Here is a 12535-nt window from a genome sequence, read left to right as displayed (position 1 = left end):
TCGGGTTCCATTTTCCGACATGAATCGGCAACGCGGATTTCTACTGTTTCTCATCGCCGTTTTCGGCGTCCTCGCAACCCTCCTCGTCAAACCGTTTCTCCAGTACGTGTTGGCCGCGATTCTGTTGGGGTACATCCTTCACCCGGTCCAAACGCGATTCGAATCTCGCGTCAGCGCCCGGGTTTCCGCGCTCTCGCTCATCAGCCTCACCACGCTCGTCGTTATCGTTCCGGTCGGAGCAATCGCGGTTATCGCGGCGCAACAGGCGTTCACGCTCGTTAGAGCCATCGTTCAAGGGGACCCACGGTTCGCCGAACTGATAGCCCTCGTCGAACGGTACACCGGCGTCACAATCCACGGACGCACGTTACAGGAACTGCTACCCGCGGGGAGTTCCTCGCGTCTGATCGAAAACGCGCTCGGCATCTTCGGCGGCCTCTCGGACGCGCTCATCGGTCTCACGGTGATGGTGTTCATCCTCTACTACCTCCTCACGGACGGCGAGGAGTTCGTGGCGTGGATTCGCCGCTGTACGCCGCTGCCCGACGACGTGCAGGACGAACTCTACTCCGAGATGGACCGGGTGATGTGGGGCGTGTTGGTCGGCAACCTCCTCGTCGGCATCGTTCAGGGGATTCTGACCGGTATCGGCTTCGTCATCGCTGGCGTTCCGGGCGTCGTGTTCTGGACCGTCGTGACGACGGTGCTCTCGTTGCTCCCGCTCATCGGTGCCTCCGTCGTCTGGCTTCCCGCCTCGCTCTACCTCTTCCTCGTCGACCGCCCGATTGCGGCGGCGTTTCTGTTCGTCTACGGTACCCTCGTCGTCAGCCTCTCGGACAACTATCTCCGGCCGCTGGTCAGCGGACACGAGGCGAAACTCAACCCCGGCATCCTCGTCGTCGGCATCTTCGGCGGCGTCTACGTGTTCGGCTTCATGGGGCTGTTCTTCGGCCCCATCGTCCTCGGCATCTTCCGGTCGCTCCTCACCGTCTTCGCCCGCGAGTACGCCGAGTAGTACCGATTTCACCGACGCGACTTCGCCGTCACGCTTCTCCCACCGAGTTGTTCGAGCGGACGTTCCCCGACGAGGATTTCGAGACGACGATTCCCCGTCTGTTTTCCGCTCCGCGATTGCCGACGACGCGGTTGTCGTCGCTCGAAATGAGGAGGATACCCGTGTCGCTGCTGTCCGTGACGCGGTTACGGAGAATCGCGTTGCGGTCGCTCGCCCGCAACCGAACCCCGACCGAGTTGTTCACGGCGTCGTTAGATTCGACCGTGTTGTTCTCCGCGCCGTCCGCGAGGTACACGCCGTAAAACCGGTTCGAAACGCGATTCTCCCGGATTCGGTTGTCGCTGGCCGCGGACAGCCAGAGTCCGGCGATGTGGTTTCCGCTCGCCACGCTGTCGCGGACGACGTTTCCGTTCGCGCCCAACAGGGCGACGCCGAATTCGTTACCGCGGACCTCCGTTCCGACGACGGTCGTTCCCGTTGCTTCGACGAGTTGTACGCCGACCAACGCGTTCTCGCTCGCGGTCGTGTTCCGGAGCGTGTTGTTCGAACTGCTCCCGACGAGGAAGACGCCAGCGACCGCGTTCGAGCGGGCGACGTTGTTCACCGCTCTGCTATCCCGGAGCGACACGAGGGACAACCCGACGCGGTTCCGTGCGGTCGTCGTGTTCGCGGCGACGGCGCGGCGCGTGCCCACGAATCGTACCCCGTCGTCCCAATCGGTCGCTTCCACGTTCCGTACCGTCACGTTCGACCCACCCTCCACGCGGACGCCGGTGGTACCGAAATCGCCGATGCCATCGACGAGATTGCCCCGCCCGTCGAGGGTTACGTCGCTTGCCGTGATGCGAAGGCACGTATCGACCGTCGCGTTTCGAACGTCCTCGGTGAGGACGTACCGACCGGACGACGAAATCGTCCGACAGGAGTCGATTTCGGTTCCGTTCGCCGGTTGGGACTGTCCCGCCGCAACGCCGATGGTCGGGTCGTGGAGGGTCATCGAGAGCGCCCCGCCGACCGCCGAAACGACGAGCAATCCGACGACCACTACGGTCGCAAGCGAGACCGCGGTCCGTGTCGGACGTTCGACGCGCATGCCCGCACCTCGTTTCGCTCATAGTTCGTTATTTACCCGTCACTCTACAGCAATCGTCCGTTGCGTTCGGGTTGTAGCGACAACCGATGCTCGAATCGCGATTCCAATATTCGAATCACTGTTCCGGCGCTCGAATTCGGTTCCGATACTCGAATCACGGTCGTAATCGCTGGAGGAGCGGAATCTCCTCGATTTTCTCGTCGGGTAGCGCGTCCCAGTCGATACCCGTCGGGCGCTCGTAGGGGGATTCCGTCCTGACGACGCGTTCGGGCGTCACCACCACGTCCATCGGCACGTCGTGTGCTTCGACCGCCGGAGCCTCCTCGACGACCTGCACTTCGTGTACCGTCGTGGCAATCGTCGTCTCGTCGTCCACCGCACCCAGCGCCCGGAGAACGGCGAATTCGAGGTCGCTGTATCCCTCTCCTTTCCCGACGCGGGCACCGTCCTCCGTCACCGCGACGCTCCCCGAGACGACGAAATCCACGTCCGGCATCTCGTCCGGTGCGACCGGTTCGGCGTAGCGGTCCATCTTCGACACCGTTGCGGCGGCGTCCGTATCCTCGATTTCGGTCGGGTCGAGCTTCATGAACGGTTTTTCGTCCCGCAGCCGCGGCTGAGCCATGTAGACGACCTTCCCCTCGCGGAGCGCCCGCCGCCGAACCGGCAACTGGGGGGCGTCGGGGTTGGCCTTTATCACCGACGCATCCTTCCATTCGGGGAGTTCCGCGAGGCGGTCGGCCGCCTTCCCGGCGCTCGCGAAGTTCGGGATCCGTCCGTGCGGCGGGAACGGGAACCGAGCGATGCCCTCGTCCTCCAACCGCGACCAGATGCGGTCGCGGAGGTCGGCTTTGTCCATAGCGGGACTGGTGTGTCACGATATAAAAAGCGATGGTGAGCGGCTCGGAGGCGTTCGGCTTCGAACCAACTCTCGGTGGTAGATACGGGAAAGCGACCGACTACGACGCGGTAACGACGATTTGACGTCCCGTTCCGTCGGCCTACTCTTGTCACCCAGTGTACTTATTGACGGTATCGCCGTCACTTCCGTGCGGTCGCTCGTCCGCAAGCTATCCGTTCCCGTGCGCAGGGAGGAGATAACAAAGCCCGTCCCTCGCGTCTCGCCGTGTCGTGTTCAGCCTCCGACGATTGCTCGCTAGCGTGGTCGCACTCCTTCTCGTCCTGAGCGTGCTCTTCGTCGCAACGCTGGGCGTCTGGCCGCCCGCGTACACCGTCATCAGCGGAAGCATGTCGCCGCACATCAACACGTCCGACGTGGTCGTGGTAATGGACAAACACCGCGTCACGCCGCCGGACAGCCGCGATGGGGTCGTCTCCGCACGAAACGGTAAACGGGACGGGTTCCAGACGCTCGGCGGTCCCGGCAACGTCCTCGTCTATCGACCCTACGGAAACGAGTCGGCGATTCCGGTCCTTCATCGGGCGCGATTTTGGGTTTCGTCGGGAGAGAACTGGTACGACGAGGGGGACCCTGCGTATCTCGCGGGTGCCGACAACTGCGCCGAACTCCGGAACTGTCCGGCACCGCACGCCGGATTCATCACGAAGGGGGACGCGAACGGTTACTACGACCAAGCGGTCGGTATCTCCTCGCCGGTTCGCCAGAGCTGGATTCTCGGGGTGGCGGTCGCCCGCGTCCCGGAACTCGGAAAACTCTCTCCGTCGATGGCTCACTCCTCGCGGAGTAGCGCGACGCTCAGCAACTTCCCGCCTCCGCAAACGGTCGATTCGCGGGTCAACGAGTACAGGATGCCGTCGCGGTCGGTTTCGACTTCCTGTCGAATCTCGTAGGTCGCCGGGTCGTACAGGGTTCCGACGCGCTCTCCCGCTTCGACGGAATCGCCGATTTCGTGACCCGATTCGACGACGAACAGCCCGGAATCGGCGGCATCGACGCGGCCGAGGTGGTTTCGCGCGAGCACCGGGTCGCCGTTCTCGACGGGTGCCGACGGGAGCATGTCGAGGTGGCGACAGACGTTGACGACGCCCGTCAGCCCGGTTTCGACCGCGCTTTCGACGATTTCCTTGTTGTGCGCGAGTTCCGGCGTGATGGACGGAATTCCTTCGCGCGTGGCCGCGACGCGGAACTTGCCGCCGAAGTCCCGTTCCTCCCACTCGACGTCGGCGTCGTCGCCCGCTTGCTCGGAGAGCAGGAGGTCGGTACCGAACGCCTCGGCCAGCGCGCGGGATTCCCGGTCGCCTTCCATGAACACGACGTGGGTCAGCATGTCGCGGCTGCCGGTGTGGAGGTCCACGATGGCGTCCGCTTCGCTCGCGTACTCCCAGAGCGCGGCCGCCATGCGCTCGTGGAGCGTTCCGTCCTCGTCGCCGGGCCAAACCCGGTTCATATTCGGATTGATGCTGTCTAGCTGTTCGGGCGTGGTGTAGGACACGCGGTCGAACGTGAGCGGGTCGGCGACGGGCACCGCGACGATTCGCCCGGCGAGGTGCTCGGTGTCGAGTTCCTCGTGGAACCGTCGGAGCACTTCGCTTCCGTTGATTTCGCGGCCGTGCTGTGCGGCCTGCACGTAGAGCGTCGGGCCGTCGTCCGCGCCGTCGTACGTGTGAACGGTCGTTTCGAGTTCGACGCCCGACGGCAGTCGAGCGAGCGTGATGCGTTCCGCGGTGTGACCTTCCATCGGGTGCAGGACTGTATGGGAGACACTATCAATCTAGCGAACCTCGATAGCGTGTCTTACGAGACCATTTCACACGGAATCTCGTAGTTATATAAATACCTACGCCAAATGGTGAAAGTGGTGGACGCCATCTTTTAGCCCTCCCGCCGTGTCGGATTCGAGCGATGTACTCGCGGGAACACTTCCTCATCGGCGCGGTCGCGTCCGCGCTCCTCCTCGTTCCGCTTTCGAGTCGGTTCGGGACGCCGCTGCTCGCCGCCCTGTTCGTCTACGGCGTGCTGTTGAGCGTCTTCATCGACTTGGACCACTTCGTCCTTACGCGCGTCGAAACCGGGAGTTGGCGACACCTCCGGGCGTGTCTGGCGAACCCCACCGATGCCTTCGGTGATCAAGACTGGGTGTTCGAGGACGTGGACAGCGCGGAACTGGAACACATGCGCATCCTCTCGCACGTCGCAATCGGAGGCGTCCTCGTCGGTGCCTTGGTCCTCCTGTGGCCGCCCGTCGCGGTTTTCACCGCGGTCGTGCTCTACTGTCACGTCCTCGCGGACCTCCTCCGGGACAACGGAGTTGCGTAATCCTTCCGGATGTTTTCGCCGCGAAAAGGGGATGAAACGACCGTTCTCCACGAATATTTCTACAGCTTTGGCAACAAATCTTTTGAACGCTCCCGATGTTGCCTGTGATGGAGAGATCGACGATGACATCCACGTACCAGCGATTGGAAGACGGTTTGGAAGAAAAGGGAGAGATAATGGTGAAGCTCGCTGGCGGCGAGGAACTCGAACTCCACACGCACAACGTCGAGTTCGAGGAGGAGCCGTACATCCGCATCGACGCGGACGACCAGGTTCACTGGGTCGATGCGTCTAAAATCGCTCACTACTGGATTCACGAGGAACTCTGACGACGTACTGACAGGGCGCTGAAGCGTGTCGTCTCAGCGCTCGAAACGCCTTCGTACGGTTCCTCCGACGGGACCGACCCTTACAATAATCATTCATGACAATGTTTGCTAACGATTACGGTAGAACTTTCCTTACTGGAATACGATGTGAGAGCGATGGACCATAGTTCGACAGAGGCAGAAGCGGGTGGCGGTTCGACGGGGGACGGCTCCGTCGAGACCGAACTCTCCCGCGACATGAGTCTGTTCGACATCACGTTTATCGGTGTCGGCGCGATGATAGGGGCGGGCGTGTTCGCCCTCACCGGGTTCGCGGCGGGTATCGCCGGTCCGGCCCTGACCATCGCGTTCATTATCAACGGATTCGTCGCGATGTTCACCGCCGTTTCGTATGCGGAACTCGGCGCAGCGTTCCCCGAGGCCGGTGGCGGTTACCTCTGGGTGAAAGAGGCACTTGTCGACCCGAACGGCTTCTACGCCGGGTGGATGAGCTGGTTCGCCCACGCGGTCGCGTGTGCGCTGTACGCCGTGACGTTCGGGACGTTCTTCGTCGAATTCCTGCGCATCGGATTCGGCCTCCCGACCGAGTTCGCTCTGTTGGGCTTCATCACGCCCATTATGGCCGAAAAGGGGCTGGCGGCGTTGGTCGTCGTCGCGTTCGCGTACATCAACTTCCGCGGGGCCGAAGAGACGGGAAAGGCCGGAGTCATCGTGACCGGTATCAAGGTCGTCATCCTCGGCATCTTCGTCGCCTTCGGATTGACGACGACGTTCAACAACCCGAACTGGACGGCGAAGTTCCTCGACAGTCCGAGTTTCGCACCGAACGGCTTCATCGGCATCGTCGGCGCGATGGGATTCACCTACATCGCCTTCGAGGGGTACGAAATCATCGTCCAGTCCGGTGAAGAGGTCGTCAACCCCGGGAAGAACGTCCCCAAGGCCGTCTTCTACTCGATGGCCATCGTCGTCCCGATTTACGTGCTGGTCGCGTTCGCGGCCATCGGCGGCATCACGCCGACCGCCGACCTCATCAGCAAGGCGGCCGGTGTCAGTGGCTCGGCCGCGAGCGTCCCGACGTGGGAACTGCTCGGCGGGCTCGGCGAACTCGGCATCATCGAGGCGGCGGGGCAGTTCGTGCCGTACGGCGCGTTCCTCCTGCTGTTCGCCGGACTCGCGGCGACCATGAGCGCGCTGAACGCCACGGTGTACTCCTCCAGTCGTGTCTCCTTTGCGATGGGCCGCGACCGGGCGCTTCCCGCGTTCTTCGACCGGATCCACCCCGACAAGCGAACGCCCCACTGGGCGATTTTGCTCTCGGGTATCCTCATCATCCTGATGGCGATTTCCTTGCCGATAGAGAGCGTCGCCGCCTCCGCCGACCTGATGTTCATCCTGCTGTTCGTGCAGGTGAACTGGACGGTCATCCGGATGCGCCAGACGCACCCCGACCTGCCGCGCACGTACAAGGTTCCGTACATGCCGTGGCCGCCGCTCATCGGCATCGGGTTGCAGTTCCTACTCACGCCGTTCCTCGTCTACGAACTCGGCCTGAAACCGGGTATCGGCCCGGGGTCCGAAGGGTTCGTGGCGCTCATCACGACCGCGGTCTGGATGATCATCGGGCTGGGCGTCTACTACGGTTACTCCAAGCAGAAGGAAGCCGAGCAGATGGAGGAGGAGACGCCGACCGTCGTCACCGAGCGCGTCCCCTCGGAAGCCGACAACCAGATCGTCGTCCCCATCGCCAACCCGGAGAGCGCGCCGCAGTTGATGCGGACCGCGACCGACATCGCGCGCGACCGGAACGGCGAAATCCTCGTCATGAGCATCGTCACGGTGCCACAACAGACGCCGCTGTCCGAGGGTCGGAAGTTCATCGACGACCAGCGTAACGTGTTGGACGAGGCGATGGCCATCGCGGAGGACGAGGACGTCCCCGTCAGCGGGACGATTCGTATCGGTCACGACGTGTCGAAGGCCATCCTCAACACCGTCGAACAGTACGACAGCGACGCGGTATTGATGGGCTGGAAGGGACAGCACAAGAGCCAACGGCGGGATATCGTCCTCGGAAGCAACGTGGACGAAGTGGTTCAGAACGCCGACTGTGACGTGTTGGTCGAGCGCATCGGACCGGACGAGGGTGCGGCCGAATCCATCCTCGTCCCGACGGCGGGCGGTCCGCACGCCGAACTCGCCGCCGAAGTGGCGGACAACATCGCCCGCTCGAACGGCGCGACCGTGGAAGTCATCCACGTCGTCGGTCCCGACGCGAGCGAGAGCGAGCGCGCGAACGCACAGACCGTGCTCGACGAGGCGAAAGACGACTTCAGCGAGGGGACGACCGTCACGACCGAACTGCTGACCGGCGACGACGTTATCGACACCATCGTCGAACGCACCGGCGAGCACGACCTGACCATCATCGGCGCGACCCGCGAGGGACTGCTCCAGCAGTTCGTCTTCGGCGCACTCCCCGAACAGGTCGGATGGCGCTCGAAGAGCACCATCATCATGGCGAAGCGCAACCTCGGTATCACCTCTCGCCTCTCGCGCTGGCTGCGATAGACAATCGTCGGTTTTTCGTCGTTACGGGTTTCCGGCTATCTGCTCGAAGAACCGTCCCGTCAGCACCTCGCTCACGAGTTCGACGAGCGCGTCGTCGCGGTCGTCGAGCGCGCCGAACAGGCCGAGAGAAATCGCCCCGCCCGCCATTGCTCGGTGGCCGCCGACGCTACCCATGTCGTCGAAGGCACCCACCAGAAGGTCGCCAGCGTGAACCCGAGGGTTGCGGGTCCGCGCGCTCAGGTGCACCGTGTCGTCGATGATGCCGAAGACGAGGGTGGTCGAAACCCCTTCGAGGTTGAGCAGGTAGTCGGCCGCTTGTGGGAGCGTGTCCCGCTCGGTGGTTCGCCCCGCGTGCGAGACGAGGTGCGAGCCTCGAACGACGCGATTTTGAATCGTGTCGGCGATGGAGTCGAGCGTCTCGTGAGTGAACAGCGAGTCCGAGAGCCGACGGAGGAGGTCCACGTCCGCGTGCGGGTGGAGGTGCCGGGCGTTCGTGTACTCCGCCTCGGTCGCATCCCGCGTGAATTCGAGCGTTTCACGACGGATTCCGAACAGCAGGGCGGTCGCCAGTCGAGTGTCGAGTTCGACGTCGAGTTCCACCAGATACTCCGTCAGCATGGAGGCCGTCGCGCCGACGTCTTCCCGGTGGTCCACGTGCACGCCTTCGACGTTCTCGTTCGGATGGTGGTCGATGACGATATCGGGGACGTATTCCGCGGGGACGCGGTTGTTCTGTCCCGGAATCGCGTGGTCCACGAATCCGACGATATCCGTCGAATCGAGACACTCCTCGGCGAACGGGTGTAACTCCACGTCCAACAGGTTGACCATCGCCCGGTTTTGCTGGTGTGTTATCTCGCCGCCGTAGTAGAGGTCGGTTTCGGCGACGTCCGCGGACTCGGCGATGGCGGCGAGTGCGAGCGCGCTGCTGATGCTGTCCGGGTCCGGGTTGTCGTGACAGACGACCGCGAGCGAGTCGGCACCGCCGAGCACGGCGAGGAGCGAATCGCATCGGTCGGTCGGTCGATGGCGGGGCGTATCGAGGGACATCGTTCATCGGTGTCCCGACCGTTTCACCGCGGTCGAGAACGTGACCGACGCTATCGACGACGAGTCTTGTAGTTGTTATTGATTATATTATTGACACCGGCGGATTCAGCATCGGCCTACCACGCGCCGACGAACGGGTAGCGCTCCCCTTCTGACGGAGGTATTTCGGGATATCTCCCGACACGAGCCGTTTACTGGCTGTTTTTGCCATTCTCGTTTCGCATCGAACCGTGCGACGAAGAACGATAGCTTCTCGGTGGAGAGGAACGCGAGGAACGAACGAACTCATGCGAATCGTCATCGTCGGCGCGGGTGAAGTCGGCTCGTCCATCGCGGCCAGCCTCTCCGATACGCACGAAGTCGTGGTCGTGGACCGGGACGGTGAACGAGTGGAATCGCTCACGTACTCGCTCGACGTGCTTCCGATACAGGGGGACGGAACCTCGCTCGACACGTTGCGTGACGCGGGCATCGAACGCGCCGACATGGTTATCGCCAGCACCGACGACGACGAGACGAACCTCGTCGTGTGCGGGACGGCGAAGACCGTGGACGACCCGTTTACCATCGCGCGAGTGAAGAAGGTCGATTACCTTCAGACGTGGGAAAACGCGGACCCCGGCGCGTTCGGCGTGGATTTCCTGGTGTGTACGAACCTGCTCACGGCGACGGACATCGTTCGCGTCATCGGCCTCCCCGCGGCGCGCGACGTGGACCCCTTCGCGGGTGGGAAGGTCCAGATGGCGGAGTTCGAAGTGCGAGGGGACAGTCCGCTGGCGGAACAGACGATTCGGCAGGCCGACCGCTTCGATTCGCTCACGTTCGCCGCCGTCATCCGCGACAGGGACGTCGATATCCCGCGCGGAGAAACGGTCATTCAGGCCGACGATAAGGTCGTCGTCATCGGCAGTCCCGAGAGCGTCCAGCAGTTCGCCAAGGAAGTCGCTCCCGACGAGACGCCGAGCACGGAGAAGGACGTCGTGGTAATCGGCGGCAGCGAAATCGGCTTCCACACCGCTCGACTGCTCGAAAATCGTAACCTCAAGCCCAGACTCGTCGAACAGAACTCCACCCGCGCCCGCTCGCTGGCCGAAGCGCTGCCGGGAACCGTCGTCATGGCGAGCGACGCCACGGACACGGACTTCCTGATGCGCGAACACGTCGATGAGGCCGATGTCGTCGTCGCGGCGCTGGAAAACGACGAGAAGAACCTCCTCGTCTCCCTGCTGGTTCGCCAACTCGGTGCCGAACGAGCCATCGCCATCGTCGAGAACACGGAGTACGTCTCGCTGTTCGAAACGGTCGGCATCGACGTGGTGATCAATCCGCGCGAGGTCACGGCCGAAGAGATAACGCGGTTCACCCGCGAGGAGCGCGCCGAGAACATCGCGCTCATCGAGAACGACCGCGCGGAAGTGCTCGAAATCGAAATCGACGCTAACAGCGTGCTCGTCGATAGACCGATCAGCGAGGGCGTCGCTAATCTCCCCGACGGCGTGGTTATCGGTGCGATAACCCGCAACGGCGAATTCATCGTTCCGCGCGGCGATACGGTCGTGAAACAGGGAGACCACATCGTGGTGTTCGCCCATCGAAACGTGGTTTCGGAAGTGAGTGGCGCACTATGACCCTCCGCGTCGATTGGCGGGCGAGCGTGAGTCTCGTCGGAACGGTCGTCAAGTGGCTCTCCGTCCCGCTGGTGTTCCCGCTGCTCGTCGGACTCTACTACGGGGAAGGTATCAGCACGTTCGTCACGACGATGGTCGTCGCCGTCGTCGTCGGGTGGTCGCTCGAACGCGTCGAACCCGACCCCGAGATGGGTGCGCGCGAGGGGTTCCTGATGGTCGCGCTGACGTGGTTCGCGGTGTCCATCGTCGGCGGCCTCCCCTACGTCATCGCCGGAAACGACATCTCGTTGCTGAGCGCCTATCCCTACCTCGCCGTCCAGTCGGGGCCGTCCACGCTCGCGCACCCCGTCAACGCGCTGTTCGAGAGCATGAGCGGGTTCACGACGACCGGCGCGACCGTGATGGGCGACATCTCCTTCGAGACGCACTCGCGCGCGCTGTTGATGTGGCGGCAGTTGACCCAGTGGCTCGGTGGGATGGGAATCGTCGTCCTCGCGGTGGCGATTCTGCCGGAACTGTCGGTCGGTGGTGCGCAGTTGATGGACGCGGAAGCGCCCGGCCCCGGCATCCAGAAGCTCACCCCGCGAATCGCGGAGACGGCGCGGGCGCTCTGGAAGGCGTACCTCGGCATCACCGCGCTCGAAATCCTCCTGCTGTTCGGCCTCCACGTTCTGGGGAACGTGCTCGGGACGCCGCTCGCGCCGCAGATGACGTTCTACAACGCCGTCGCGCACGGTTTCACGACGATGGCGACCGGGGGGTTCTCCCCCGAGGCGCGGAGCGTCGAGGCCTTCTCGGCGGTCGTTCAGTGGGTCATCGTTCCGTTCATGATCGCGGCGGGGACGAACTTCGCGTTGTTCTGGCACGTCCTGAACGGGAATCCGCGACGACTGTTCGAGGACGTCGAGTTCCGCTTTTACATCGGCATCTTGGCCGTCCTCTCCGCGATTTTGTCCGTCCTGCTGTACACCCATCAGGGGTTGGTGTTCGTCCCGAACGGCCCGGCTGTCGCCGGGAACATCGAATCGTCGATTCGTCACGCCACCTTCCAACTCGTCTCCATCGTCACGACGACGGGGTACGCCAGCATGGACTTCAACACGTGGAATAGCTCCGCCCAATACCTCATGCTGGGCGCGATGCTCATCGGTGGCTGTGCGGGTTCGACCGGCGGTGCCATCAAAATCGTGCGCTGGCTCGTCATCCTGAAATCCTTCCGCCGGGAACTGTTCACGAACGTCCACCCCGAAGCGGTTCGTCCGGTTCGACTCGGCGGCCGCGCACTCGACGAGCGCGCGGTTCGCGGTATCTACGCGTTCACGCTGCTCTACGTGGTCATCTTCCTCGTCGCCACGCTCCTCCTCTTCCTCGACATCGAGCGGACCGGCCCGAACATCAACACGCTCGAAGCCATGAGCGCCATCGCTTCGACGCTCGGGAACGTGGGGCCGGGATTCCAACTCGTCGGCCCGATGAACAACTATCTCCCCTTCTCGAACAGCGCGAAACTCCTCATGGTCGTCCTGATGTGGGTCGGACGACTCGAAATCTTCCCGGTGTTCGTCCTACTGACGAGCGCGTACTGGCGGTCGTAGGGATTCCGAGAAACCA

The 12535-nt window shown here is 63.2% G+C and carries 10 protein-coding genes; 6 read left to right on the top strand and 4 right to left on the bottom strand.

The features are described from left to right. Window positions 1-19: 19 nt before the first annotated feature. Complete coding sequence (locus B208_RS0107075; RefSeq protein ID WP_007983462.1) at window positions 20-1015, top strand: AI-2E family transporter; 996 nt, start codon at window positions 20-22, stop codon at window positions 1013-1015. A 28-nt stretch (window positions 1016-1043) separates the two neighbouring features. Here B208_RS0107075 and B208_RS0107070 read toward each other — a convergent pair whose 3' ends face one another. The 3 genes from B208_RS0107070 to B208_RS0107055 all read right to left on the bottom strand — a co-directional run bounded on the left by B208_RS0107070 (window position 1044) and on the right by B208_RS0107055 (window position 4768). After that, window positions 1044-2108, bottom strand: coding sequence for a right-handed parallel beta-helix repeat-containing protein (locus B208_RS0107070; RefSeq protein ID WP_007983461.1), 1065 nt, complete (start codon window positions 2106-2108; stop codon window positions 1044-1046). 154 nt (window positions 2109-2262) lie between these two features. Continuing rightward, entirely contained in the window at window positions 2263-2967 is a 705-nt protein-coding gene (locus tag B208_RS0107065; RefSeq protein WP_007983460.1) for a 5-formyltetrahydrofolate cyclo-ligase, read from the bottom strand. A gap of 832 nt (window positions 2968-3799) precedes the next feature. Continuing rightward, window positions 3800-4768: a succinylglutamate desuccinylase/aspartoacylase family protein gene (locus B208_RS0107055; protein WP_007983457.1), complete on the bottom strand. Its 969-nt coding sequence runs from the start codon at window positions 4766-4768 to the stop codon at window positions 3800-3802. 164 nt (window positions 4769-4932) lie between these two features. Here B208_RS0107055 and B208_RS0107050 point away from each other — a divergent pair, with 164 nt between their 5' ends. From B208_RS0107050 to B208_RS0107040, 3 genes are all read left to right on the top strand, one after another. After that, window positions 4933-5346, top strand: coding sequence for a hypothetical protein (locus tag B208_RS0107050; protein WP_007983456.1), 414 nt, complete (start codon window positions 4933-4935; stop codon window positions 5344-5346). 122 nt (window positions 5347-5468) lie between these two features. Further along, complete coding sequence (locus B208_RS0107045; RefSeq protein WP_007983455.1) at window positions 5469-5675, top strand: hypothetical protein; 207 nt, start codon at window positions 5469-5471, stop codon at window positions 5673-5675. A gap of 156 nt (window positions 5676-5831) precedes the next feature. Next, window positions 5832-8246 (top strand): amino acid permease, encoded by a 2415-nt coding sequence (locus B208_RS0107040; protein ID WP_007983454.1) that lies wholly within the window; start codon window positions 5832-5834, stop codon window positions 8244-8246. 21 nt (window positions 8247-8267) lie between these two features. Here the strand turns inward: B208_RS0107040 and B208_RS0107035 are convergent, their stop codons facing one another. Further along, on the bottom strand, window positions 8268-9296 hold the full coding sequence (locus tag B208_RS0107035; RefSeq protein ID WP_007983453.1) for a DHH family phosphoesterase: 1029 nt from the start codon (window positions 9294-9296) through the stop codon (window positions 8268-8270). 287 nt (window positions 9297-9583) lie between these two features. On the opposite strand from B208_RS0107035, the gene trkA reads away from it, so the two are divergent. Both trkA and B208_RS0107025 read left to right on the top strand, forming a co-directional pair. Further along, window positions 9584-10924 (top strand): Trk system potassium transporter TrkA, encoded by a 1341-nt coding sequence (gene trkA / locus B208_RS0107030; RefSeq protein ID WP_007983452.1) that lies wholly within the window; start codon window positions 9584-9586, stop codon window positions 10922-10924. Further along, entirely contained in the window at window positions 10921-12519 is a 1599-nt protein-coding gene (locus tag B208_RS0107025; RefSeq protein WP_007983451.1) for a TrkH family potassium uptake protein, read from the top strand. The genes trkA and B208_RS0107025 overlap by 4 nt, the downstream gene beginning before the upstream one ends. Window positions 12520-12535: the final 16 nt, after the last annotated feature.

The sequence above is a fragment of the Haladaptatus paucihalophilus DX253 genome, assembly GCF_000376445.1.
Lineage (GTDB): Archaea > Halobacteriota > Halobacteria > Halobacteriales > Haladaptataceae > Haladaptatus > Haladaptatus paucihalophilus.
The sequence above is the reverse complement of the archived record's forward strand: the minus strand, read 5'-3'. Positions and strand labels throughout refer to the sequence as shown.

Bases quoted from the DNA above. Each gene is read 5' to 3' on its own strand.
- B208_RS0107075 (WP_007983462.1), top strand. From the start codon at position 20: ATGAATCGGCAACGCGGATTTCTACTGTTTCTCATCGCCGTTTTCGGC.
- B208_RS0107070 (WP_007983461.1), bottom strand. From the start codon at position 2,108: ATGCGCGTCGAACGTCCGACACGGACCGCGGTCTCGCTTGCGACCGTA.
- B208_RS0107065 (WP_007983460.1), bottom strand. From the start codon at position 2,967: ATGGACAAAGCCGACCTCCGCGACCGCATCTGGTCGCGGTTGGAGGAC.
- B208_RS0107055 (WP_007983457.1), bottom strand. From the start codon at position 4,768: ATGGAAGGTCACACCGCGGAACGCATCACGCTCGCTCGACTGCCGTCG.
- B208_RS0107050 (WP_007983456.1), top strand. From the start codon at position 4,933: ATGTACTCGCGGGAACACTTCCTCATCGGCGCGGTCGCGTCCGCGCTC.
- B208_RS0107045 (WP_007983455.1), top strand. From the start codon at position 5,469: ATGACATCCACGTACCAGCGATTGGAAGACGGTTTGGAAGAAAAGGGA.
- B208_RS0107040 (WP_007983454.1), top strand. From the start codon at position 5,832: ATGGACCATAGTTCGACAGAGGCAGAAGCGGGTGGCGGTTCGACGGGG.
- B208_RS0107035 (WP_007983453.1), bottom strand. From the start codon at position 9,296: ATGTCCCTCGATACGCCCCGCCATCGACCGACCGACCGATGCGATTCG.
- trkA (WP_007983452.1), top strand. From the start codon at position 9,584: ATGCGAATCGTCATCGTCGGCGCGGGTGAAGTCGGCTCGTCCATCGCG.
- B208_RS0107025 (WP_007983451.1), top strand. From the start codon at position 10,921: ATGACCCTCCGCGTCGATTGGCGGGCGAGCGTGAGTCTCGTCGGAACG.